Source organism: Novosphingobium resinovorum, from assembly GCF_036352595.1.
Classification (GTDB): Bacteria; Pseudomonadota; Alphaproteobacteria; order Sphingomonadales; family Sphingomonadaceae; genus Novosphingobium; species Novosphingobium resinovorum_B.
Genome location: NZ_JAZFAX010000013.1, coordinates 59,804 through 84,590, shown reverse-complemented (window position 1 = coordinate 84,590; position 24,787 = coordinate 59,804). Strand labels below are relative to the sequence as shown.

The 24,787-nt window shown below is 68.0% G+C and carries 21 protein-coding genes; 15 read left to right on the top strand and 6 right to left on the bottom strand.

The features are described 5' to 3' along the window. The first annotated feature begins 76 nt into the window (after positions 1-76). Positions 77-811: a ThuA domain-containing protein gene (locus V2S85_RS14040; protein WP_330703465.1), complete on the top strand. Its 735-nt coding sequence runs from the start codon at positions 77-79 to the stop codon at positions 809-811. On the opposite strand, the gene V2S85_RS14035 is transcribed toward V2S85_RS14040, so the two are convergent. Both V2S85_RS14035 and V2S85_RS14030 read right to left on the bottom strand, forming a co-directional pair. Next, positions 799-1,524, bottom strand: coding sequence for a TetR/AcrR family transcriptional regulator (locus V2S85_RS14035; RefSeq protein ID WP_330703464.1), 726 nt, complete (start codon positions 1,522-1,524; stop codon positions 799-801). The genes V2S85_RS14040 and V2S85_RS14035 overlap by 13 nt on opposite strands. Before the next feature lie 107 nt (positions 1,525-1,631). Further along, a complete protein-coding gene (locus V2S85_RS14030) occupies positions 1,632-2,339 on the bottom strand; it encodes a TetR/AcrR family transcriptional regulator (protein ID WP_330703463.1) in 708 nt (235 codons plus the stop codon). A gap of 109 nt (positions 2,340-2,448) precedes the next feature. Here V2S85_RS14030 and V2S85_RS14025 point away from each other — a divergent pair, with 109 nt between their 5' ends. The 3 genes from V2S85_RS14025 to V2S85_RS14015 are packed head-to-tail and all read left to right on the top strand — an operon-like array spanning position 2,449 to position 4,695. Next, positions 2,449-2,856, top strand: a complete 408-nt coding sequence (locus V2S85_RS14025; protein WP_330703462.1) for a hypothetical protein — start codon at positions 2,449-2,451, stop codon at positions 2,854-2,856. After that, entirely contained in the window at positions 2,853-3,248 is a 396-nt protein-coding gene (locus V2S85_RS14020) for a MaoC family dehydratase (RefSeq protein WP_330703461.1), read from the top strand. Before V2S85_RS14025 ends, V2S85_RS14020 begins: the two co-directional genes overlap by 4 nt. After that, complete coding sequence (locus V2S85_RS14015; RefSeq protein ID WP_330703460.1) at positions 3,217-4,695, top strand: class I adenylate-forming enzyme family protein; 1,479 nt, start codon at positions 3,217-3,219, stop codon at positions 4,693-4,695. Before V2S85_RS14020 ends, V2S85_RS14015 begins: the two co-directional genes overlap by 32 nt. Positions 4,696-4,722: 27 nt before the next feature. Here the strand turns inward: V2S85_RS14015 and V2S85_RS14010 are convergent, their stop codons facing one another. Then, the gene (locus V2S85_RS14010; RefSeq protein ID WP_330703512.1) at positions 4,723-7,206 is read right to left on the bottom strand and encodes a putative bifunctional diguanylate cyclase/phosphodiesterase; all 2,484 of its coding nucleotides are present in this window, start codon (positions 7,204-7,206) and stop codon (positions 4,723-4,725) included. Between the two features lie 192 nt (positions 7,207-7,398). Between V2S85_RS14010 and V2S85_RS14005 the strand changes: the two genes are divergently transcribed. After that, positions 7,399-8,763: an FAD/NAD(P)-binding protein gene (locus tag V2S85_RS14005; RefSeq protein WP_330703459.1), complete on the top strand. Its 1,365-nt coding sequence runs from the start codon at positions 7,399-7,401 to the stop codon at positions 8,761-8,763. Between the two features lie 6 nt (positions 8,764-8,769). On the opposite strand, the gene V2S85_RS14000 is transcribed toward V2S85_RS14005, so the two are convergent. Next, entirely contained in the window at positions 8,770-9,435 is a 666-nt protein-coding gene (locus tag V2S85_RS14000; protein WP_330703458.1) for a peroxiredoxin-like family protein, read from the bottom strand. 103 nt (positions 9,436-9,538) lie between these two features. Further along, positions 9,539-10,378 (bottom strand): LysR substrate-binding domain-containing protein, encoded by an 840-nt coding sequence (locus V2S85_RS13995; RefSeq protein ID WP_330703457.1) that lies wholly within the window; start codon positions 10,376-10,378, stop codon positions 9,539-9,541. A gap of 278 nt (positions 10,379-10,656) precedes the next feature. On the opposite strand from V2S85_RS13995, the gene V2S85_RS13990 reads away from it, so the two are divergent. From V2S85_RS13990 to V2S85_RS13950, 9 genes are all read left to right on the top strand, one after another. Then, positions 10,657-11,439: an ABC transporter permease gene (locus V2S85_RS13990; RefSeq protein ID WP_330703456.1), complete on the top strand. Its 783-nt coding sequence runs from the start codon at positions 10,657-10,659 to the stop codon at positions 11,437-11,439. Positions 11,440-11,465: 26 nt separating this feature from the next. Next, on the top strand, positions 11,466-12,254 hold the full coding sequence (locus tag V2S85_RS13985; protein WP_330703455.1) for an ABC transporter ATP-binding protein: 789 nt from the start codon (positions 11,466-11,468) through the stop codon (positions 12,252-12,254). After that, a complete protein-coding gene (locus V2S85_RS13980) occupies positions 12,251-12,874 on the top strand; it encodes a cysteine dioxygenase (RefSeq protein ID WP_330703454.1) in 624 nt (207 codons plus the stop codon). The genes V2S85_RS13985 and V2S85_RS13980 overlap by 4 nt, the downstream gene beginning before the upstream one ends. Beyond that, the gene (locus V2S85_RS13975; RefSeq protein ID WP_330703453.1) at positions 12,871-14,097 is read left to right on the top strand and encodes a rhodanese-like domain-containing protein; all 1,227 of its coding nucleotides are present in this window, start codon (positions 12,871-12,873) and stop codon (positions 14,095-14,097) included. The genes V2S85_RS13980 and V2S85_RS13975 overlap by 4 nt, the downstream gene beginning before the upstream one ends. Positions 14,098-14,119: 22 nt before the next feature. After that, positions 14,120-15,208, top strand: coding sequence for an LLM class flavin-dependent oxidoreductase (locus V2S85_RS13970; protein WP_330703452.1), 1,089 nt, complete (start codon positions 14,120-14,122; stop codon positions 15,206-15,208). Between the two features lie 286 nt (positions 15,209-15,494). After that, positions 15,495-16,829 (top strand): LLM class flavin-dependent oxidoreductase, encoded by a 1,335-nt coding sequence (locus V2S85_RS13965; RefSeq protein WP_330703451.1) that lies wholly within the window; start codon positions 15,495-15,497, stop codon positions 16,827-16,829. A 24-nt stretch (positions 16,830-16,853) separates the two neighbouring features. Continuing rightward, a complete protein-coding gene (locus V2S85_RS13960; RefSeq protein ID WP_330703450.1) occupies positions 16,854-17,714 on the top strand; it encodes a TauD/TfdA dioxygenase family protein in 861 nt (286 codons plus the stop codon). Positions 17,715-17,717: 3 nt separating this feature from the next. Continuing rightward, a complete protein-coding gene (locus V2S85_RS13955) occupies positions 17,718-18,656 on the top strand; it encodes an ABC transporter substrate-binding protein (protein WP_330703449.1) in 939 nt (312 codons plus the stop codon). Positions 18,657-19,023: 367 nt separating this feature from the next. After that, positions 19,024-21,573, top strand: coding sequence for a TonB-dependent receptor (locus tag V2S85_RS13950; RefSeq protein ID WP_330703448.1), 2,550 nt, complete (start codon positions 19,024-19,026; stop codon positions 21,571-21,573). Here V2S85_RS13950 and V2S85_RS13945 read toward each other — a convergent pair. After that, a complete protein-coding gene (locus tag V2S85_RS13945) occupies positions 21,563-22,360 on the bottom strand; it encodes a nucleotidyltransferase family protein (protein WP_330703447.1) in 798 nt (265 codons plus the stop codon). The genes V2S85_RS13950 and V2S85_RS13945 overlap by 11 nt on opposite strands. Positions 22,361-22,658: 298 nt before the next feature. Here V2S85_RS13945 and V2S85_RS13940 point away from each other — a divergent pair, with 298 nt between their 5' ends. Next, entirely contained in the window at positions 22,659-24,626 is a 1,968-nt protein-coding gene (locus V2S85_RS13940) for an OPT family oligopeptide transporter (RefSeq protein ID WP_330703446.1), read from the top strand. The last annotated feature ends 161 nt before the right edge of the window (positions 24,627-24,787 follow it).

The following is a 24,787-nucleotide window of genomic DNA, read 5'->3' as shown; positions in this document are numbered from 1 at the left end:
CGTATTCTCCGGTCATTGCCAAGCCTGTTCCCGAACGTACCCTCGTGCGTACGCACACGAGGGGAGTTTGCTGAAAATGAAGGTCCACCTGATCGCCGCGGGCAAGTTCCACGACATCGACTACGCCCGCCTCGAACTGCTGAAACTGCTGGCGGAAACCCCGCGCATCCGCACCTCCGTGGCCTCCGACTACGCCGATCTGGCGAGCCTCGAGGCGGCCGACCTGCTGGTCACCTACACCTGCGATCTGGTGCCCACGCGGGACGAGGAAGTCGCCGCGCTGGAGGCGTTCCTGGCGTGCGGCGGGCGCTGGCTGGCGCTGCACGGGACCAACGCGGTGCTGCGGTTCGGCGCCGACGGCGTGGTCGATACCCCGGACGAAGTGCCCGCCTTCACCGGCCTGCTTGGCACCCGCTTCGCCGGCCATCCGCCGATCGCGCCGTTCAAGGTCTTCGTCACTCGGGGCGATCACGAAATGACGCAGGGCCTGCGCGATTTCCGCGTGGAGGACGAGCTTTACCTCACCCACCGCACCGCCGAGATCGACGTGCTGCTCCACACCAGCTTCACCGGCCGCTGCGACGAGTTCCGCGACGCCGACTGGGACGAGGGGCAAGTGCCGGTGCTCTACGAGCGCAAGGTGGGCGAAGGCAGCGTCCTCTACCTCACGCTCGGCCATTGCCGGGGCCATTACGACCTGCTGCCGGTCAGCCCGTTCTGGCCGCACCCGCAGCGCTGCGCGTGGAATTATCCGGTGTTCCACGAGTTGCTGCGCCGGGGCATCCGATGGGGCCTGGCTCATGCCGCCTGATCCTGCGGCCTGAGCGCATGGAGCTGGCGTTCGAGCGATTCGAGCACCGGCTCCACCAGCGCGGCGTCCATCGCGCCGGTCAGCAGACTGACCGCCATGCCCTCCATCGTCGCCTGCGAGATCGCCATGGCCAGCGCGAACTTCTCCGGGCTCGCCTGCCATTCGGGGTAGAGCTGCACCGCCAGCTGGTTGAACCGCTCGCGAAATTCCACCTGCAGCGGCATCAGCACGGCGGCGAGGTCGGTATTGGTGCGTGCCGCCACGGCCAGTTCGTGAAAGGCGATGAAGGCGGGCTTCTGGATCTGCCGCCAGTACGTGCGCACCATCGCGCGGTGATCGAGAGCGCTGCGCTCCGCCGCCCGGCGAAACGCGCGCAGGCGGCGCTCGTGCAGGTGCATGATCGTCGCCTTCACCAGCGAGACGCCGTTGTCGAAATGGTGGAGCATCGCCCCGCGCGACAGGCCCGCCTCGATCGCCACTTGCGGCGTGGTGGTGCGCGAATAGCCGCTGCGCACCAGCACGCGGATGGTCGCATCGATCAGGCGCGCGCGGGTCTGCGCGCTTTTCAGGGCCTGCATCGTCGGCTCGTCGAGGCTCGTGCGTCTTGCCAGCTTGCGCTCTCCCACTGTGCGTCCGGCGCGGTGCGGGCCGGTGCGTCCGGCCTCGCGAACATCGGTGGTAGCGCAATCCGGCGCATAAAAAAAGACATTCATGAATGCCTTTTATCATTATGCTGGAGCGACCGCGCAGGCGAATCGCCGCGCGTTGCAGAAGAGGAGGAATGGCGTTGGAAAGGCAGGTCTTGCCGGCTGCCCCGGCTTCAGTCGCGGTCCAGCGCCGCTTCCATGCGTGCGACCAGCGCCGCCAGCCGGTCGACTTCCGTAGGCCCCCGCGGCTCGCCCGGCTCCGACAGCACGCCGGAGAGCAGCACGTCGACATAGCGCGTCGCCTCCGCGTCGATGTCGAGCGGGCGGCCGATGAAACTGGAGCGCATGGCGACGTGCTCCAGCCCGCCGAACATCATGTCGCGGATCATCACCGGATCGACATCGGCGCGCACCCGGCCGTCCTCCTTCGCCTTCTGCACCGCCTCCACCACGCTATGCGCGAAGACGTGGTTGAGCTTGTGCAGCGCGGTGCCGCGATAGTCGGACCAGCGCAGTTCCTGGTAGAACACGCGGTGCAGCTTGGGCGTCTCCTCCATCGAACGCATGAAGCGCACCGCGATCAGCGTGAGCTGCGAGCGCAAGTCACCGATGTGGCGCAGTTCGCCGGTCAGCCGCTCGACGAAGGGCGTCGCCCAGTCGGCCAGGACCTGGTTCACCAGCTCCTGCTTGTTGTCGTAGTATTTGTAGACCGTGGCCTCGGAAACGCCCGCCAGCTTGGCGATCTTGGCCATCGAGGTGGCCTTGGCGCCTTCCTCCTCGATCAGCTGGCGCGCGGCGGCGAGGATCTCCTGCGGGCGGTAGTCCTTGCGGCGGCGCCACGCGAGCGGTTCGCCATCGGGGGTCTTCGCCGGGGTCGCCATGGTAATTGAACTATCCTCATTTGCAGTTGACACGCCCATGACGGGGCGCCAGCTTTACGCGCAAACGCAAGACATGCAACATGTCGATGCGCACTTATCAAGGAGAGGCATGAGCCAGTTCGCGATACCGCAGGGACGCTTCCACCTGTCCGCCGCGCTCGATGATGCGATCCGACGCTCCTGCGCCGCGCCCGCGCGCGACGGGGAGCAGGCGCATCCGATCTTCGCATTCGTCGCCGCGCTCGGCGGGCTGGGGGTGCGGGTCGGCGACTTGTGCCGGGGTCTTGGCCTCGCGTTCGACAAGGGTGCGGTTCTCGGCCGCTGCTGGATCGATTATGCCGCGCCGCTGACGGTCGATACGGGTTACGACGTCGCGGCCGAGATCGTCGCGCTCGAACGCAAGGCCAGCCGCCGGTTCGGCGCCGCCGACCACCTGACACTGGGGATGACGATCGGCACCGGCGGCCAGACGCATGCGCGCGTGCAACTGACTACGATCATGCCGGTGGTGGCATGAGCGAGTGGACGCTCGACGGCGTGCCCGCAGAGGCGATGGCACTGTGGTGCGCGGCGCTGGGCGACGACAATGCCATCCACCTCGATCCGGCGGCGGCCGAGGCGCTGGGCTTCGGGCCGCGCACGGTCAATCCGGGGCCGACCAACCTTGCCTACCTGCTCAACATGGCGATGGAGGCCGCGCCCGGCCGGCAGGTGCGCTCGGTGGAAGCCGCCCTGCTGGGCAACGTGCTGGCGGGCGACACGGTGGTGGCACGGGGAACCTGGACGGATGGGCTCTGCGACGCCGAACTGGTCGTCGTGCCGGACCGGGCGGTCCTGAAAGCCAGAATAGACATGACAGACGGGAGAGAACGCGATGATGGAAAGGGCTTTTGCCACCAGCGTCCATGACCTGATAGCGATGCGCGCGCGGTCTGCCCCGCAGGCGCCGGCGATCGTTCAAGGCGACCTGCGGCTGACCTATGCCGAGATCATGGCCTGTGTCGATGCGGTCGCCGCGGACTTCGCGGCGCGCGGGCTGGAGCGTGGGCAGCGGGTGGCGATCCTGTCGGAGAACCGCTTCGAATATACGGCGGTGCAACTCGCCTGCGCCAAGCTGGGGCTGATCGCCGCCTGCCTCAACTGGCGGCTGTCCGAGGTGGAGACGCGCCACTGCGTCGAGCTGGTGGACCCCGCGCTGCTGGTCGCCTCGCCCCGCCACCGGGCGATGGCCGAGGCGGTCGCGAACGGTCGGCCGCTCGCCGCTATCGACAGCCTCGGCGCGCCGGGGGAGACCGCCAGCGCGGCCGATCCCGAGGACGGGCTGCTCATCATCTACACCAGCGGCACGACCGGCCTGCCCAAGGCGGCGGTCATCAGCCACCGCGCGGAAGTGGCACGTATGTGCGCGATGCGCCTCGACATGGGGGTGGAGATGGCGGACGCCTACATATCGTGGGCGCCGATGTTCCACATGGGCGGCACCGAGCACTTGCTGGCGACGCTGATGTGCGGCGGAACCGGCGTTATCATCGACGGTTTCGATGCCGATGCCATCATCGATGCGCTGGAGGAATTCCCGGTCGGCTGGCTGATGCTGGTGCCCGCCACGATCGAGCCGCTGCTCGAACGGCTGGAGGCCCGGCAGGCGCAGGTACGCGGCGTCAAGGCGGTTGGCTGCATGGCAGACCTCGTTCCCTCGGCGACGATCGCGGCGATCACGCAGGCGCTGGGGGCACCGTACCTCAACTCCTTCGGGGCGACCGAGACGGGGATGCCGCCGCTTTCGGCCGATCTCATCCCCGTCGGGACGACGCCGACGCACTTTCCCAAGCGGCTCAGCCTGCTGACCGACCTGCGCCTGCTCGACGCCGAGGGCCGCGAAGTGGCTGACGGGGAGACCGGCGAGGCCTGCGTGCGCGGTCCCACGCTGTTCAGCGGCTACTGGAACGCTGTGGCCGCCAATGCCGAAAGCTTCGCGGGCGGGTGGTTCCACATGGGCGACCTGTTCCGGCGCACCGAGTCCGGCTTCGAATTCGTCGGCCGTTCCAAGTACCTCATCAAATCGGGCGGCGAGAACATCTATCCGGCCGAGATCGAGCGGGTGCTGTTCGCCGACGCCCGGGTCAACGACGCGATCGTGGTGCGCCGCCCCGACCCGCAGTGGGGCGAAGTGCCGGTCGCGGTGATCGCCCGCAACGATCCCTCGCTCGACGAGGACATGGTGATGCGCCTGTGCCGCAACGCGCTGGCGGGCTACAAGCGCCCCAGGAGCGTCCGCTTCATCGCGATGGACGCCTTTCCGCGCAGCGCCAGCGGCAAGATCATCCGCGAGGCGGTGGAAGCGATGATCGCCTGAACCCGCCCGATGTGGCCGGGGAAGGGCTCACGCGGCGCAGTGCGCCGTGTCGCGCGCCTGCGTACCGGCGACGGCCTCGATCGGGGCCGGGCGGGCGAACAGGTAGCCCTGGCCGAGGCGGCAGCCCATGTCCGCGAGCTTGCGGCGCTGCGCTTCGGTCTCGACGCCCTCGGCCACCACCTGCTTGCCTAGCGCCTGGCCGAGCCCGACGATCGCGCGGATGATCGCCTCGCTCTGGCCATCGTCGTCGAACAGGCTGAGCGTGAATGATCGATCGATCTTGAGCATGTCGAACGGCAGGTGCTTGAGGTGGATCAGCGAGGCGTAGCCGGTCCCGAAATCATCGAGCGCCACGGTGACCCCCGCCTCGTGCAGCAGGCCTAGCGCCTTGGCGGTCTCGTCGATGGTGCGGCCGAGCACGAAGTCCTCGGTCACCTCGATGCACAAACGTTCGGGGGCGACGCCGAAATCGCGCATCCGCGCCAGCATTCGCGCCGCCGAATGGGGGCCGTCGAGCTGCGCGGCGATCAGGTTGAGCGCCAGCCGTGGCACGCGATCGGGATGGTCGCGCAGGGTTTCCAGCCCCATCTCCAGCACCTGCTGCTGGATCGCGAGGCCGAGCTTGCGCTCGTTCAGCATGTCGCCGAAGGCCGCCGGCGTCATCATTCCGCGCTGCGGATGCTGCCAGCGCAGCAGCGCTTCGTAGGATCCCACCTGGCCGGTCTCGATATCGACGATCGGCTGATAGTGGAGCGAGAATTCGCGGCGCTCGATGCCCTGCCGCGCTTCCTGTCCGAACAGTTCGCGGTTGTCGAGCTTCTCGCGCAGGGGCGGGGCAAAGTCGTGGAGCCGGCGGCGTCCCTGTTGCTTGGCGGCGTAGAGTGCGAGGTCTGCGTTCTTGACCAGCACGTCGGAACAGGCCGCATCGTGCGGGTAGCGGGCGAGGCCGATGCTGAGCGACAGCGCCCAGGAGCGCCCGGCATGCGTCAGCGTCGATCCCTGCAGGTCGTCGAGGGCGCGGCGCATCCGCAGCTCGTCGGCGGCGTCCCAGGGCAGCAGGATGGCGAACTCGTCGCCGCCGATGCGCGCGACGTGCGCCTGCGGGCCGCCCGCTGCCGCAAGCCCCCGGCCGACCTTGCCGAGCAGCAGGTCGCCGCCGTCATGGCCGAGCCGGTCGTTGATGTCCTTGAGATGGTCGACGTCGATGAGCAGCAGCAGGAAAGGGGCGGTCGGCCCGGCGTCGCACATCGTGCGCAAGGTGGTATGGAACGCGGCGCGATTGCCCAGCCCGGTGAGATAGTCGGTCTGGGCGGCGCGGCGGAAGGTTTCGCTTTCGACTTCGATCACCTTGCGCGCCTGTTCGGCGGCGTCGCGTTCCTGGCCGAGCAGGCGGAAGCGGTCGGCGATGGCGAGCGAGAGCGCGACCGATTCGAACGCCAGCGCGCCGAACGTCGCCATGTCGATCACGTCGTCCTGCACCAGCACCCCGAAGTTGCGCGCGACCCGCAGCGCGAAGACGCAGAGCACCGGGGTCCATCCGGCGAGGTAGAACCACACGACCCGGCTGCGCGCGCGCAGCGCCAGTGCGATGCCGGTGCCCACGCAGATCGCGCTCATGACGAAGACAACGTTCAGCCAGCGGTCGATCGTCAGCGGCGGCGCTATCGGCAGGAAGGCGGCGCACAGGCCGGCCGCCATGTTGAGGCAGGCCAGCGCGCTCCCGCAGCGGTTCAGCCAGCGCGGCAGCAGGCCTTCCTCGATGACCGCCAGGAAGAACATGTTGCCCGCCGCGATCAGGCCGGCGACGAGGACGTAGTCGGCCTTGACCGCGATCGGACCGGCATATTCGGGCAGGGCGAAGGCCGCCACGTTGGTCCAGGTCAGCCCATAGGCCAGCGCCAGCATCGACCAGACGAGGTACCACCGCTGGAACACCAGCCGCTGGCCGGTATAGATCAGCAGGTTGTAGGCGAAGGCCGACAGGATCGCCCCGGCGAAGATGCCCATCAGTCCCAGCCACAGGCCCTGCAGCCACAGCGCGCTCTGGGGGCTGGTGGCGTTGAGCTTGCGCATCAGCGAGAGATGGTCGAGCCGCTTGAAGCCGACGTAGACGTCGCGCACATGCGCGCCCGGGTGCTCGACGGTGAAGCGCAGCATCCCGCCCAGAGCCCAGCGGTCGCCGATCGCGCCTGGGGCTATCTGGCGGGTCCAGGCCGCGCCCTCGGTGTCGGTCACCACTGTCGCCATGCGGCCGAACCGGGCCTGGTCGGTCATGATCTGCCAGCCTGCCGGGAGCGCCCCCAGCTTGCGCGGGTCACGCAGCTTCAGCCAGACCCAGCCCCGGCGATAGCTCTCGTACCGGGGGGCGCTCGTGCAGTCGTAGCGCAGCCGGGAGACGGTGGCCGCGCTCGGCTCGAACGCAGCGGGGGCAGTCGCATAGCAGACATCGGAGCGCAGGCGCACGACCTGTGCCTGCGCCGGCGTCACCCACGACTGGGCAGCCACGATCATCCAAAGCAAGACGAGAAGCGACCGAAACGACATGCCAAACCCTAAACAGGGCCCTACGGATAAACCGAATGTCACTAGGAATGGTTAACGAGGAACACGATCCTCGTCGCAAAACTTATTAGGATAACAAATGAGTCCGCCGATGCCTTTCCTGTTAGCAGGGCCGCATCGCTTACCGGGATCGACGCATTCATGACCAGCCGCACCGCCGCCACGAACCTTCCGATCGCCATCGTCGGAGGAGGGTTCAGCGGGACGCTCCTGGCCATCAACCTGATGCGTTACGGCGTCAGGGTCGTGCTGATCGAACGCAGTGCGGGCCAGTTGGCGAAAGGCGTGGCCTTCGGCACCCGCAAGCCGGAGCATCTGCTCAACGTGCGCGCCGCCAACATGAGCGCGTTTCCCGACGATGCCGGGCACTTCCTGCGCTGGATGGATTTCTCCGCTGCCGACGAGGCGAACCGCTTCGTGCCGCGCCTGACCTACGGCATGTATTTGCGCGAGCAACTGGTCGCCGCGCTCGCGAAGGCGGGGCCGGACGCGCGCATCGTCGATGGCGAGGCCTGTTCGATCGACTTCGCGGAAAGCGCCGCGACGGTCAGGCTGGCGGATGGCGACACGATCGAAAGCCGGGCGGTGGTACTGGCGCTCGGCAACTTCCCGCCGGCACCGCATGCCGTGCTCGATGCGCTGCCCGAGCGGCTCTATCGTCCCGACCCCTGGCATCCGGCCGCCTCCGGCGACTTGTCGGGGCTGGAGCGGGTATTGGTGGTCGGCAGCGGCCTGACTGCCGCCGACGTCGTCCTCTCGCTCGAAAGCGCCGGGTTCGGCGGGGAAGTGACGGTCCTCTCGCGGCGCGGGCTCAAGCCGCTGAGCCATGCCGAAAGCGGCCCGGTCGTCACCCCGGTTCCCGATCCCGACGTGCGCGGGGCGCGGCTGGTGCGCGAGGTGCGCCGGCGCGCCGCCGAGATCGGGTGGCGCGCGGCGGTCGATGCCCTGCGACCGCACACGCAGAACATCTGGCGGCGCCATTCGCCCGCGACGCAGGCGAGTTTCCTGCGCCACCTGCGGCCTTATTGGGACATCCACCGGCATCGTCTCGCGCCCTCGGTGGCGCGGCGGCTGGAGGAAATGGAAGCGCAGGGACGCCTGCGCTACGTCGCGGGCAAACTGTGCGGCGCGGCGACCGCCGATGGACTTGCGGCGATCACCTACCGGCCGCGTGGAGAAGACGGCCGGGTCACGCTCGAGTTCGACCGCGTCTACAATTGCGCCGGGCCCGACGGCGATCTGGCACGGGTGGATGCGCCGCTGCTGGCGCACCTGCTGGAACAGGGCCGGATTCGCGGCGATATCCATGGGCTCGGCATCGACGTAGACCATCTCGGCCGGGTCCGCTCCGCCGACGGCTTGGTGCAGGACCGGCTGCTGGCTGCAGGCCCCGTTACCAAGGGAGAGGCCTGGGAGATCGTCGCGGTGCCTGACATCCGGCGGCAGGTATGGGGCCTCGCCCGGTTCCTCGCCGACGAACACTGGGTCGGCGGCGAGGGGTTGTAGTGCGCTTCAGGCGACCGGCGCGGCCGCTTCCAGCGCGTCGATGGCCGCCAGCACCGCGTCGCTCTCGGTCCTGCTGAGCCAGTCGGGGCTCGCCTCGAAGAAGGCGACGGTGCCGTCCTGTGCCAGCACCAGCACGGCGGGCTGGTCGATTTCGTAGCTGTCGGTGCCCAGCGTCCTGCCGATCCACGACTGGCCCGGCGCCACCGCTGGCTGGTCTTCGGGGAAGAAGGTGATGCCCAGGCTCCGGGAGAGTGCGTAGTCAGGATCACCGGCCACGGTGAAGCCAAGGTCGTGGCGCGCGATCAGTTCGGGGTCCACCGGCACTTGCGCGCTGACCGCCACCAGCCTTACGCCGCGTTCCCGCAGGCTTGGGAGCAGCGTGGCGTTGTACCAGGGCAGGGCGATGTTGCAAGCGGGACAGCCGCCGAAGCGGAAGAACACCAGCACTGCGGGCCCTTCGGCCAGCACGTCTTCGCGGGTCAGCGGCCGGCCGTCCTGGTCGACCAGGGTAAAGGGCGGCACTTTCTCGCCGGCGCGGGGCAGGCGCGCGGGGTCGTGGCGTTCCACGAGGATCCGGCGCTGGGCGGCATTGCGCTCCAGTTGCTCCGGATTCCAGGTCCGTTCGCGCTCCGCCTGGAGCGCAGCGAAGCGGGCGTTAAGGGTATCGGTCATAAGCGGTGCCTCTCGGTTGGCCATGGCTCGAGGCTATGGAAAGCCAAGAGTTGCGACCAACGAGAACACCGCCCGGGTGCTTGAGATTATCGAATAAGGGCCATCAGTTCGGCAGCGCCGCCACCACTTCGCGGGCCAGCACGGCGAGTTGGTTTGTCGGTCCATCGAGCCCCGGCGCGGTATGCAGGATGCATGAGACGTGCGGCAATTCCGGCAGGCCGGTATCGACCAGCGGGGCGTCGCGCAGGAACATGCCCGTGCGGCAGGTCAGGCCGAGTCCGGCATCGACGGCCGCGCGCAGCGTCGTCAGGTTGGGGGTCTCCACGGTGATGCGGAACGGCCGCCCGGCATCCTCCAGCGCCCGGATCGCCGCCTCGCGGAAGCGGCAGGGAGTTTCCAGCACCGCGAGCGGCACGGTGGCCAGGCTTGCGAGTTCCTCCTTGCCGAACCACGACATCGGCGCGGTGGTCACTGCATGGCTGTCGCTGGGCGCGGCGAAACCGAGCACGATGTCGAGCTGGCGCCGTTCGAGCAGGTCCAGAAGTTCGGCCGTGCCCGCGACGCGCGAATAGAGTTCGGCCTCGGGATGGAGGTCGGCGAACTGCGCCAGGAGGCCGGTCAGAAGCAGTTCGGCGAAGTCCTGCACCATGCCGATCCGCGCCGGTCCCGCGAAATGGCCCGAAGTCACCGCAGCCACGGCTTCGTCGTGCAATGCCAGTACCTTGCGTGCGTAATCCAGCATCAGGTCGCCATGCGCCGTAAGGGTCAGTCGTCGCCCTTCGCGGTGGAACAGCGATTGCTGGAGCAGTTCCTCGAGCCGCTTGATCTGAAGGCTGAGCGCCGACTGGCTCACGAAGACGCGCTCCGAAGCATGGAGCATCGAGCCGGTGTCGACGATCGCGACGAAGCTGCGTAAAAGGTTCGTCGGCAGGTTCACGGGCATGGGCGGGCTTTCACGGGAGGATTGAGTTTCTCCAAAGTCATGACGCCTTGCTTATTGTCAATCAAAATAGTAGAGATTTAAGCGGGCATAGGATTTCTCTCCCGGCGCCTGAATGACCCGTTAAAAATCTGTTTTTGCAGAGATTTTATAGGATTTGCGCGCCTAATGAGCGCTGCGCGATGGCATTATGAGCCTCGCAAATAGATCGGGATCATATTTTCGATTGAATCAGTAGACATGATGATGCGACCTTTGCCGCGAGCAAAGTGAGGCAAGGAATGTCGCGTCTGAAGCAACTGAGTCGTTCCCTGGGGGCTGCGCGCTGGCTATCGCCGCTGCTGCTCCTGGCGGTGCTGGAAGCCGGCTCGCGCGCCGGCTTCATTCCCGAGCGCACGCTGGCCGCGCCCTCGCAGGTTATCGCGACGCTGTGGTCGATGACGGTGTCGGGCGAACTGACCGACAATCTCATTGTCTCGGCGCTGCGCGTCCTCGCCGGCCTTGCGATCGGCATCACCACCGGCGTCGTGCTGGCGCTGGTGGCGGGGCTTTCCCGCTCGGGCGAGGCGGCGGTCGATCCGCTCATGCAGATCAAGCGGACGATCCCGACACTGGCGCTGACGCCGCTGTTCATCGTCTGGTTCGGCATCGGCGAGACGCCGAAGATCGCGCTGATCGCCTTCGCTTCGATCTTCCCGGTCTATCTCAATCTCTACAGCGGCATCCGCGGCATCGACGTGCGCTTGCTGGAAAGCGCGCGCAGCTTCGGCCTCAGCCGGATCGGGCAGGTCGTGCATGTGATCCTGCCGGGGGCGCTGCCCTCGCTGCTGGTGGGGCTGCGCTATTCGCTTTCGGTCTCGGTGCTGGTGCTCGTCGTGGCGGAGCAGATCAACGCGACGGCGGGCCTCGGCTACCTCATCAACAATGCGCGCGACTTCATGCGTACCGACATCATCCTGGTGTGCCTGATGATCTACGCGGCGCTTGGCCTGATCGCCGACGGGCTGGTGCGGGCGATCGAGAACCGCGCCCTCGTATGGCGCCCTGCCATGGTTTCCCAATGACTTACCCGATCGAGAAGGACTCCGCGATGGACGCTCGACTGACTCATTTTACCGCCCCCGCCAGCTTCGTTGCCCCGGCCGAGCCGGTAGTCCGGCTGAACGACTTCACCCGCAGCTTCGGCGATACCACGATCATCTCCGGCCTCGACCTCGAGATCGCCGCTGGAGAATTCGTGGTGCTGCTGGGCCGCTCCGGCTCGGGCAAGACGACGCTGCTGCGTACGCTGGCAGGCCTCGATCCGGTCGAGGGACAGGACGTGACCATCCCGAAATCGCGCGCGGTGGTGTTCCAGGACGCTCGCCTGCTGCCGTGGAAAAAGGTCTGGCGCAACGTCGCGCTCGGCCTGAAAGCCAATGATTCCCGGCAGTTGGCCGAGGACGCGCTGCAGGAAGTCGGCCTTGGCCACCGGCTCGAGGCCTGGCCGCTGACGCTGTCTGGCGGCGAGGCGCAGCGCGTGGCGCTGGCCCGCGCGCTGGTGCGCGAACCGCAACTGCTGCTGCTCGACGAGCCTTTTGCCGCGCTCGATGCGCTGACGCGGCTGCGGATGCACGAGCTGGTGCTGTCGCTGTGGCGCCGCCATCGCCCCGCCGTGCTGATGGTGACGCACGACGTCGACGAGGCGATCGCGCTGGCGGATCGGGTGGTGCTTCTGGATGGCGGCCGGATCGTCGCGCAGGAGCGGATCACCGCGCCGCGCGGGGCCGAGCGCGCGGTCATCGCCGCGCCGCTGCGGCAGCGCCTTCTGAATGCGCTGGGCGGCGTTGTCGAGGAGCAGGCGGAGATCGTCGCGTTGCATGCGGGGGCGCGTCCGTGAACGCGTTTTCCCAGATTTCCGTGTCTGGACAGGGCCTTGCGCCGCTGCGCAGCTTCGTCGGGGACTTCGCGGCGCTGCTGGAGGAGACCGATGATCTCGGTGCCATTCTCGACCGCGGCGGCGCGCTGCTGGCCGGGCTGGTCGAGCGGGACGACTGGCTGCCGGAGGAATACGCCCAGCCTCACCCCGAGCGATATCAACAGTATCTCCTTCACTGCGACAGCGCCGAGCGCTTCAGCGTGGTGTCGTTTGTCTGGGGACCGGGGCAGGCGACGCCGATCCACGACCACCGCGTCTGGGGCCTCGTAGGGGTACTCAACGGCACCGAGAGGGTACAGAGCTTCCTTCACCGCGACTTCGACGGCGCCCTGGTGCAGCACGGCGCGACCCGCACGCTCCATCCCGGCGAAGTCGAGGCGATCGACCCGCGCGAGGGGGATATCCACCGTGTCGAGAACGGCCATGCCGATCGCACCTCGATCTCGATCCACGTCTACGGCGCCAACATCGGCGCGGTCGAACGCGCCACCTACCGCGCCAGCGGCGAGGAGCGACCGTTCATCTCCGGCTACGCCAACACCACGCTTCCCAATCTCTGGGATCTTTCGAGGAAAGCATGACCGTCACCCCCTATCAGGTCCGCAGCGCGCTTCTGGCCCGCAGCGAAATCGCGCTGATCGACGTGCGCGACGAGCACCCCTTCGCCGCTGGCCACCCGCTGTTCGCCGCCCAGATTCCGGCCGCGCGCATCGCCGCCGAGGCGGCATGGCGCATTCCGCGCAAGGACGCGCCGGTCGTCGTCTACGATGATGGCGAGGGCCTTGCCGCCGCGGCGGCCGAGGAACTGCGCGGTCTCGGCTTCACGAACGTCGATCTGCTCGACGGCGGCCTGCAGGGCTGGCGCGAGGCGGGCTACGAGCTGTTCGAGGACGTCAATTCCTACTCCAAGGCTTTCGGCGAACTGGTCGAGCACCGGCGCGGCACGCCCTCGCTTCCGGCTGAGGACGTGCAGGCGCTGATCGACGAGAAGGCCGACATCGCCATCCTCGACGCGCGCCGCTTCGACGAATACGCGACGATGAGCATCCCCGGCGGCCGCAGCGTGCCGGGCGCCGAACTGGTGCTGCGCGCACCCGTCGCCGCGCCCGATCCGGACACCACGATCATCGTCAACTGCGCGGGCCGCACCCGCAGCCTGATCGGCGCGCAGTCGCTCATCAATGCGGGGCTGCCCAACCGCGTCTTCGCGCTGCGCAACGGCACCATCGGCTGGACCCTCGCAGGGCAGCAGCTGGAGCACGGGCGGCAGGAGAGTGTCGAAGTCGGCGGCGACGTGGATGAAGCCCGCGCCCGTGCCCGCGAAGTCGCCTACCGCGCCGGGGTGCGCCGGATCGACGCCGCGCAGCTTGCCGCGATCGAGGCCGAGACGCACCGCACCCTCTACCGCTTCGACGTGCGCCAGCCGGACGTCTACGCCGCCGGGCACCTTCCGGGCTTCCGCAATGCACCCGGCGGCCAGCTGGTGCAGGAGACCGACCACTTCGCCCCCGTGCGCGGCGCGCGCATCGTCCTTGCCGATGACCTCGGCCCGCGCGCGGACATGACCGCGTCGTGGCTCGCTCAGCTGGGCTGGGAAGTGCTGGTGCTGGAAGCGGACTTCGCCGGTGAACTCGAAACGGGCCCCGATGGTGCTCCCGCGCCGCGCGGTCCCGAGGGCCGCTACAAGCGCCCCTACGAGGGCACCGACAACCCCAAGGCTGCCATGCAAGCCTACCTCGACTGGGAATACGGCCTTGTCGCGCAGCTTCAGCGCGACGGCACCCACGGCTTCTTCGTCATCTGAAATCATACCGGAGTTCACCGCAATGACCGTCAAGTTCATCGGCTACATCGGCTTCAACGACACGTCGGAGATCCACGGCGCGGTGCGCACCCGCGTTCTCGATCGCGAATACGTGGACGCCGCCGCGCGCGAGCAGGAGAAGGGCGGTTTCGACCGCGTGCTGATCCCGTTCGGTTCGGCCTCGCCCGAAAGCCAGATCGTCGCGGCCCATGCGGCGGCGATCACCAGCAAGCTCGGCTTCCTCGTCGCGCACCGTCCCGGCTTCACACAGCCGACGCTGGCCGCGCGCCAGTTGGCGACGCTGGACCAGCTTTCGGGCGGGCGCGTCGCGGTGCACATCATTACCGGCGGCGCCGATGAGGAAATGGCGCGCGACGGCGACGTCGGCACCACCAAAGCCGAGCGCTACGCCCGCACGGACGAATACCTCGATATCCTGCAGCGCGAATGGAATTCGGCGCAGCCGTTCGACCATGCGGGCCGCTTCTACCAGGCGCGCGGTGCCTTCGCGGCGATCAAGCCGGATAACCTGCCGGTGTTCTTCGGCGGCTCCTCGCCCGAGGCGATCGAAGTCGCGGGCCGTCATGCCGACGTCTATGCCCTGTGGGGCGAGACGCTGGAGCAGGTCGGCGAGGCGGTGCGCACCGTGCGCCACGCCGCCGCGCAGCATAACCGCAATCCAGGCTTCTCGCTCTCGCTGCGCCCGGTGATCGCCGATACCGAGGAAGCCGCCTGGAAGAAGGCCGATGCCATCGTCGAACAGGTGCGCGCCAACCGCGAGGCGGCGGGCCTGCCGACTTCGGGCCACCGTCCGCCCAACGCGGGGTCGCTGCGGCTGCTGGAAACGGCGGCTTCCGGCCGCCGGGATTCGCGCCTGTGGACCGGTGTTGCGGCGTTGACCGGCGCTGCGGGCAATTCCACCGGCCTCGTCGGCACGCCGGAGCAGGTCGCCGACGCACTGCTGGAATACTACGACATCGGCATCGACCACTTCCTGATCCGCGGCTTCGAGCCGCTGGCCGATGCGATCGACTATGGCCGCGAACTGATCCCGCTGGTGCGCGAGAAGGTGGCAGAGCGGGATCAGCGCAAGGTCGCGCTGGCGGGGTGATCGGGATGGCTGGCCGAACACATCTTTCGGTGACGCTATATCCTCAAGGCCGGTGAACCGACCTTGGATCGTCATTGCGAGCGAAGCGAAGCAATCCAGGGCAGGGTTGCGTCGCCCTGGATTGCTTCGCTCCGCTCGCAATGACGAACATTGAGGGGCGTTGTGTTCGGGTCCTCAGGGCATCCCCCCGAACCCATTGGCACAACTCACTTTCACATCAGCCAATCGCGTTGGTCCGTCCCGCATCCGCCGCATAGCCTGACCTCACGACATAGGAGGAATTGACATGGCAGACAGACAGCTCAAGCTCGGCTTCATCCTGCACGGCGTCGGCCCCGGCTGGGACGACTGGCGCCACCCCGACGCGCAAGTGGACGCCAGCACCAGCCTGCCGTTCTACGTGCGGCAGGCGCAGGCGGCGGAGCGCGGCAAGTTCGACTACCTGTTCGTGGCGGACAGCGTCTCGATCAACGCGCGCTCCTCGCCGCACTACCTCAACCGCTTCGAGCCGCTGACGATCCTCTCCGCCGTCGCGGCGGTGACCGACAGGATCGGCCTCGTCGCCACCTCCACCGTCAGCTACAACGAGCCGTTCAATCTGGCGCGCCAGTTCGCCTCGCTCGATCATCTGAGCGGCGGGCGAGCGGGGTGGAACGTTGTCACCTCATGGCTCGCGGGCAGCGCTGACAACTACGGCAAGGCCGAACACCTCGGCCATGCCGAGCGCTACCGTCTCGCCGACGAATACCTCGATGTCGTCAAGGGCCTGTGGGACAGCTGGGAAGACGACGCACTGGTGCGCGACAAGGCCAGCGGCCAGTTCCTCGACGCCGACAAGCTGCACGAACTGGGCCACAAGGGCGAGTTCCTGTCGGTGAAGGGGCCGCTCAACATCTCGCGCTCGCCGCAGGGGCAGCCGGTGATCTTCCAGGCGGGCTCGTCGGAGGACGGCCGCACGTTCGCCGCGCGCCATGCCGAGGCGATCTTCACTCATCAGGAGGACCTTGCCGAGGGTCAGGCGTTCTACGCGGACCTGAAGGCGCGGGCGCGCGGTTTCGGGCGCGATCCGGAGAAGCTGTTCATCCTGCCCGGCGCGCGGCCGGTGGTCGGCTCGACCGAGGAGGAGGCCGAGCGCCTGCACGGCGAACTGGCGGGCCTCGTCAGTCTGGAGAACGCGCTGCGGGCGCTTGGCCGCTCGTTCAACGACCACAACTTCAGTCAGTACGATCCCGATGGCGCCTTCCCGGCGCATGTCGCCGAGGAGGGTTTCAAGAGCAACCAGAGCGCCTCTGAGAAGGTGCTTGCCGCCGCCGCGCAGGGCCTGACGCTCGGCCAGATCGCGCTTCGGGTGGCAACGCCCAAGGGCGGCTTCGTGGGTACGCCCGAGCAGCTCGCGGACCGTTTCCAGCTGTGGCTGGAGAAGCGGGGTTCGGACGGCTTCAACTTGTTCGAATCGCTGCCCGGGCAGCTGGAGGTGTTCGTCGATCAGGTCGTGCCGATCCTGCAGCAGCGCGGGATCTACAAGCGGGACTATGCCGGCAAGACCTTCCGCGAGAACCTGGGCCTCGACGTGCCCGTCAACCGCAATACCGCCGCGCGCCTGACCCGCTCGGCCGCCTGAAACGAGAAGAGAGGAGACAAGACAATGGCTACTTCCGCTTCCACGTTCGATACCGCCAACGCGGGCCTCGTCATCCGTCCCGTGCAGCCGACGATTGGCGCCGAGATCGAGGGCGTCGACTTGTCCAAACCGCTGACCGACGAATTGCGCGCGGCGATCCGCGCTGCGGTGCTCAAGTGGAAGGTCGTGTTCTTCCGCGACCAGTCCATCGATGACGCGCAGCAGGCGGCCTTCGCGGCGAACTTCGGCCCGCTCTACACGCACCCGACCACCCGGCACGACGCTGCGAACAAGGAAGTCCACGCGATCGCCGCGAAGCATGACCGCGAGTACGAGAAGAAGCTCGGCTACAAGGTCAAGCCGGGCGAGGCCTATCACTCCGACACCAGCTGGCGGCTGGTCCCGACCTGGGGCGCGGTGCTGCGCGACGTGAACCTGCCCGAAGTGGGCGGTGACACGATCTGGGTGGACGCCGCGCTTGCCTACGAAACGCTGCCCGAGGAGCTGAAGCAGCGCCTCGAAGGCAAGCATGTGACGCACAACTTCGTGCCCGCGCTGGAACTCTCAGGCCACGAATACCCGATCGTCGCGCACAAGATCGTGCGCAAGCACCGCGAGACGGGGCAGAAGATCCTGTGGGTCAACTTCTCGCAGCAGCCGCAGATCCTGGGCGTCGATCTGTCCGAGAGCCGCGAGCTGCTGGAGGAAGTGCTGCGCCAGTACAAGCGGCCCGACGTGCAGGCGCGATTCTCGTGGCGGCCGGGGACGGTTGCGTTCTGGGACAACCGTGCCAGCGTGCACTTCGCGGTGCGCAATTACGGCGATTTTCCGCGCGAACTGCACCGTATCCTGATTGCAGATGAACCCTTGTGGACGGACCTCTGATTGATGCTCGACAGACGTAACCTGCTCGCAGGACTTGGTACGACGTTCGCCCTGGCCGCTTGCGGCCGGGGCGGAGGCGCAGACACCGGCCTGCTGCGCGTGGGCAGCCAGAAGGGCGGCACCAAGGCGCTGATGCTGGCCTCGGGCGCGCTCGACGGGGCGCCCTACAAGATCGAGTGGTCGGAATTCCCGGCCGCGCAGAACCTGCTGGAGGCGATCGGGAGCGGGGCGGTGGACGTCGGCCTCGCCGGGGACGCGCCGTTCCAGTTCGCCTATCAGGCGGGCAGCCCGATCAAGGCGATCGGTGCGCAGACCACGCAGCAGCGGATGCCCGGCGCGATCGCGGTGGTCGTCCCCGGCGCCTCGCCGATCCGCGATGCCGCCGGGCTCAGGGGCAAGCGCGTCGCCACCACGCGCGGCAGCGTCGGCCATTACCTGCTGCTGCGCGCGTTGCTCTCGGCCAAGCTGGGGCTGGATGACGTCAAGGTCACGTTCCTCTCGCCAAGTGACGCCCGCGCGGCGCTGCAGACAGGCGCGGTCGATGCCTGGTCGACCTGGCAGCCCTACGTCGCCAGCGCGCAGGCCGAGGGCGACCGCATCGCCATCGACGGGCGCACGCTGACGCAGGGCTACGGCTTCGACGTCGCCTGGGAAGGCGCGATCAAGGACAAGCAGCCGCTGCTCGCCGACTTCCTCAAGCGCGAAGCTAAGGGCCTCGAATGGGCGAGCGCGCATCCCGATGACTTCGCCAAAGTCCTGGCGCAGGAAACCGGCCTGCCGCAGCCGATCGCGCTGGAGTTCGTGAAGACCAACGCGCGCATCGCGGTGCCGATCGACCAGACGCTCATCGGCCGCCAGCAGGTGGTGCTCGATACCTTCCGCCAGTTCGGTGAAGTGAAGGGCGACCGGCCGCTGGCGGATGCCTTCGTGCTGAAGGCGTAAGGCCGCTCGGACAAATTCCGCAGCGGTCGCTTGCGGCCCTTGCGAGCGTACCCCATGGTCGTCATCCCAGCGCATGCCGGGACCGTGGGCAAGTCTTGAGGCAATAGCTATCGCCAGGGCGCCCGGCGTGAGGTCGCTTCTAAAGACAGCCCACGGTCCCGGCATGCGCCGGGATGACGGATGACCGATTCCCACCCCTTGCAGTCATCCCGGGACTGCGCCGGGACGATCGCGGTTTTGCAGCGGTCGTTTCCGCGGCTTCACTCAAGAAAAACTTGAGAACGGATAAGGGAACACAATTTCTACTAATTTGGTAGACATGCAATGAGGGCCTGGACAGATCACAAGTTCAGGGGCCAGCCTTACCGTGAAGATTCTCAAGTCCGCCGCGCTCGCAGCCAGCGTTTCCTTCATTCCCTTCGGCGCGGCTCATGCAGACGAGGCGCCGGCGGCAGTGCCGCTGGCAGCGGCCGATGCCGCAGCCGACGCCGCCGCCGATGCCGCGGAGGGCGGCGCCATCATCGTCACCGGCGCGCGCGGGCATACCCAGCGCTCGGTCGCCGACAGCCCGGTGCCGGTGGACGTCATCAGCCCGGCGGAGCTGAAATCCACCGGCCGCACCGGCCTCAAGGAAATCCTCGGCAACATCATTCCCTCGCTGACGATGCCGGCGCTGGGCGGTGGCGGCACCTCGGCGAGCGTGCGGCCGATCTCGATCCGCGGCTTATCGGGCGATTACGTACTGGTGCTGGTCAACGGCAAGCGCCGCCACACCACTTCGCTCATCAACAACCTCTCGCGCATTTCCGGCGGCTCGACCCCGGTGGACATCGACCTCATCCCGACCAGCGCGGTCGGCCGCATCGAGGTTCTGCGTGATGGCGCGGCGGCGCAGTACGGTTCGGACGCGATCTCGGGCGTCATCAACATCATTCTCGACGATGCGCCGCAAGGCGGCGACTTCTCGATCACCGGCGGCCAGAACTACGAAGGCGGCGGCGAACTGGCGCAGTTCGCGGGTTCCTACGGCACCGCGATCGGCGACGGCGGCTTCGTGCGCCTTGCGGTCGAGGCCAAGTACCATGATCGCGCCAAGTCGGCGGCGGAAGCGATCCCCTACGTCTACCCGCTGGTGGGCGGCCAGCCGGACCCGCGCGAGGCCGATGCCGACCACGTCATCGCCGGCGGCTACGGCCGGTCCAACCGCGACAAGATCGTCAACACCAGCTACAACGCCGAACTGCCGGTGGGCGAGGACACCACGCTCTATTCGTTCTCGACCTTCAGCTACCGCAACATCAAGGACGCGCGCGGCGCCTATGTCGCGTCGTCCACCGGCTATGGCGGGCAGGCGAACGCGCAGGGCTCCTCGGTTCTGCCCGAGCTCTACCCGGCGGGCTTCCAGGCCTATCGCCGCATCTGGGAGCGCGACTGGCAGGCGGCACTGGGCCTGCGGACGAGGCTGGGCGACTGGGCGCTCGACATTTCGAGCAGCTACGGACAGGACAATGTCAAGCTGGGCGCGGAGAACACGCTCAACCCCTCGCTCGGGCCGGACAGCCCGACCAGTTTCCGCATGGGCCGCCAGATCCAGGACTTGTGGGTCAACAACCTCGACGTCAGCCGCGAGTTCGAGGTGGGCTTCGCCAAGCCGCTCAACGTCGCGTTCGGCGTCGAGCACCGCTGGGAGCGCTTCCGCAACATCGCCGGCGAGCCCGACAGCTACCGCGACGGCGGCTATGTGATCCCCGATGACGGCAGCGCCTTCGGCGATCTCTATGCGGGCAAATCGCCCTCGCCGGGGCTGGTCTCGTTCACCGGTACTTCGCCCGCCGACGAGACCGACATCACCCGCAGCAACGTGGCCGCCTACCTCGACCTTTCGGCCGACGTAACGAAGGGTTGGTTCGTGGGCCTCGCTGGCCGCTACGAGCATTACACCGACAGCGCCGGCGACACCTTCAGCGCCAAGGCGAGCACCCGCATCGAACTGGCGCCAGGCCTCGCGCTGCGCGGCGGCGTCAACACCGGCTTCCGCGCGCCGTCGCTGGCGCAGACCGGCTTCTCCACCACCCAGAACACCGTCACCGTGATCGGCGACGAGCGCGTCTCGACGACCTCGAAGTTCCTGCCGGTGGACAGCGCGGCGGCGCTGGCGCTGGGGGCCAAGCCGCTCAAGCCCGAGAAGTCGCTGAACTTCACGGCCGGCATCACGTACGAGAACGGACCGCTGCGCATCACCGTCGACGCCTACCAGATCCGCATCGACGACCGCATCGTCAAGACCGAGTTCCTCGGTACGTCCTCCAACGGCGGCACCGCGATCGCGGCGATCCTGCAGGCCAACGGCATCGACGACGTCGACAGCGCGCAGTTCTTCACCAACGCCATCGATACGCGCACGCGCGGCATCGACGCGGTGGCGGAATATACGCTCGACACCTCGGCGCTCGGCACCTTCCGCCTCAGCGCGGCCTACAGCTACAACAAGACGAAGATCCTGCACGTCATCGACAACCCGGCGGAGCTGAGCAGCCTCAACGTCACCCTGTTCGGCCGGCAGGCGCGGCGCGATCTGGTGGCGGCGCTGCCGCGCAGCAAGGTCGTGCTGACGGGCAACTGGACCTCGGGTAGGCTGCACGCGCTGCTGCGCGGCACGCGCTATGGCCAGTACACGGAATCGAGCAACGTCGCGGCCTCCGACCGGACTTTCGGTGCCAAGTGGGTGGCGGACGCCGAAGTGGGTTATCAGCTGACCGAGGCGCTGGACTTCGCGGTGGGCGCGAACAACCTGTTCGACGTGCGCCCCGACAAGAACGGGCTGATCGCCTGGGATGGTTCGGGCGCTTATGGCAACTTCGCGCCGTTCGGCCTCAATGGCGGTTCGTACTACGCGCGGATCGGCTTCAAGTTCTGACCGTTCCCGCAGCGATGTGCGACAGGCTGGCGGAAGGGGTGAGCAGCCCCTCCGCCAGCGCGTAAGTCTCCTCGTCATCGACGTCGAGCGCCTGGATGCCGTCGTCCAGCACCACCGGCGTCAGCGCCAGGCCGAGACGCTTCGCAACGCGCGCCATGGCATCGGGCAGGGTCACCGCGCGCAGGCTCATCAGCGCCAGGTTGATCGGACCGAACGCGCGCAGCATGCCCCAGGCGTTGCCGGCGAAGCGGCCGCCGCCCCGGAACGCCTCGGCCGCGCGCAGTGCCTCGGGGCGCGCCACCGCATAAAGATTGCAGCTGGCATAGGCGCCGTCGGAAAACTCGTGGAACGGGTGCGCATGCGCCGGATGCGCGGCCAGCACCGCGTCGCGCGGGGCCAGCGCCAGCGCCGCGTCGGCGCCCGGCAGCGCGGCGATCATCGCGTCGATCGAGGCGACCGAGAGCAGCGCATGGTCGGCGGTGGTGACCAGCAGCGGTCCGTCCCAGTCCTGCGCCGCCGCGACGACGCTGTCGACGAGGTTCTCGCGTGCCTCCACCAGCTTGACGATCCCGCGCCCGGGAAGCTGCGAGAGCACGTCGAACAGCCCCTCGAACGCCTCGCGCTCGACCGAGACGGCGAGGCTCTCGACGGCGGGATGAAGCGCCGCGGTCTGCAGCACATGCGCGATCAGCGGGCGGCCGCCGAGCGGGATCAGGCACTTGTGGACATGCCCCAGGCGCTGCGCCAGCGGGTCCGTGCCGCCCTTGCCGCCGGCAAGCACGATCACCCGGACCGGTCCATTCAAAGGGGGGGAAGCAACGCGCGTAACTCTGTCCATGACCGGGCCTTATCGGGCGTGCCTGTGACGGGGGTATGAAACAGCAGCGATATCGCCCCCACACCTCGTCATTGCGAGCGCAGCGAAGCAACCCAGCGCAGTGTAGGAGTGCCCTGGGTTGCTTCGCTGCGCTCGCAATGACGATCAAGGTGAGGTCTTCGCGCTCCGTTTGCCGGTTTGGCGGTGCTGGCGATTTCGCGGCAAGCGTGCCAAGAGGTGGCGCATTGCATATCGACAGGCAGGATTGATGACCGAGCATACGGCACCCACGCGATCAGGCAGCGCTTCCGCCCGCGAACTCACGCTGCGCGGCATCCTGCTGGGCGGCGTCATCACGCTGCTGTTCACGGCGGCCAACGTCTACCTCGGCCTCAAGGTCGGCCTGACTTTCGCGACCTCGATCCCGGCGGCGGTGATCTCGATGGCGATCCTGCGCGGGTTCAAGGACTCGACGATCTGGGAGAACAACATCGTCCAGACGGTGGCGAGCGCGGCGGGGACGCTGGCGGCGATCATCTTCGTGCTGCCCGGCCTCGTCATGATCGGCTGGTGGCAGGGCTTCCCATACTGGACGACCGCCGCGATCACCGGCACCGGCGGCATCTTGGGCGTGCTGTTCTCGGTCCCCCTGCGCCGCGCGCTGGTGGTCGATACGCCGCTGCCCTACCCCGAAGGCCACGCCGCCGCCGAAGTGCTGCGCGTCGGCTCCGGCTCTCGCGAAGGGGCGGAGGAAAGCGCCAAGGGCCTGTCGGTGCTGGTGTGGAATTCGCTGGCCTCGATGGGCTTCGCGATCCTGACGCAGACGCGCATTGCCGTGGGCGAGGCCTCGGTGTGGTTTCGCGCCGGGCAAGGGGCGACCGGGATTTCCGGCGGCCTCTCGTTCGCGCTGCTCGGCGTCGGGCATCTCGTCGGCATCTCGGTGGGCATGGCGATGTTCCTGGGCCTCGTCGTCGGCTGGTGGGTGCTGCTGCCGATCCTGACCGCGCAGACCCCCATGCCCGGCGATGTGGGTGCCTGGGCGGGCGCGGTGTTCTCGCAGAACGTGCGCTTCTTCGGCGCGGGCGTGATCGGCGTGGCGGCGGTGTGGACGCTGCTGCGGATCGCCGGGCCGGTGATCGGCGGCATCCGCTCCGCCATGGCCGCCAGCCGCGCACGCGGTGCCGGCGAAGTGCTGGCGCTTGAAGAGCAGGACCTGCCGATCACGGCCGTGGCGCTGGGCGCGGTGGCGATGCTGGTGCCGATCGCGGTGCTGCTGTGGAGCGTCATCGCCGGCGGCCCGCTGGCGGGCAGCGAACTGGTGCTGGTGGCGGGCGCGGTGGTCTTCGTGGTCGTCTTCGGCCTGCTGATCGCGGCGGTCTGCGGCTATATGGCGGGCCTCATCGGTGCGTCGAACTCGCCGGTCTCGGGTATCGGCATCCTGTCCGTGGTGGCCGCATCGCTGATGCTGGTGGGTCTGTTCGGGCGCGACCAGGGCGCGGGCACGACCGAGGCGCTGGTGGCCTATGCCCTCATCGTCACCGGTGTGGTCTTCGGCGTCGCCACGATCTCGAACGACAACCTGCAGGATCTCAAGACCGGCCAGCTCGTCGGCGCGACGCCGTGGAAGCAGCAGGTCGCGCTGGTGATCGGCGTGATCTTCGGATCGCTGGTGATCCCGCCGGTGCTGGACCTGCTCAACACCGCCTTCGGTTTCGCCGGCGCTCCGGGCGCCGGCCCCAACGCGCTGCCCGCCCCGCAGGCGGCGCTGATCTCGGCACTGGCCAAGGGCGTGCTGGGCGGCGACCTGAACTGGACGATGATCGGCTGGGGCTCGGTTGCAGGCGTGGTGTTCATCGCGCTCGACGAAGTGCTGGGCAAGGCCGGGCGCCTGCGCCTGCCGCCGCTTGCGGTGGGCATCGGCATCTACCTGCCGATGAGCGTGATCCTGCCGACCGTGATCGGCTCCGTCGTCGGCTGGTTCTACGACCGCTGGGCGAAGGGCCGCCGCGATCCCGAATTCGCCGAGCGCATGGGCGTGCTGACCGCCACCGGCCTGATCGTGGGCGAGAGCCTGTGGGGCGTGGCTTTCGCCGGCATCGTCGCGGCGTCGGGCAGCGACGCCCCGCTGGCGCTGGTGGGCGAGGGCTTCGAGACGCCCGCGCTGATCGGCGGCACGGTGCTGTTCTTCGCGCTGCTGGCGCTGCTTTATCGGCGCACCCGCAAGCTGGTGGGCTGATCGTCGTCCCGGGCTTGACCCGGGACCGCCGGGTGTCTTTAGCTATGCGCCATGGCGCAGGGGGCTTCGACAAGCTCAGCCTGAACGGGAATTGAAGACCTGTTCTTGATCCCGCTCAGGCTGAGCTTGTCGAAGCCCCATCGGTGCAAACCGCCAGCGGT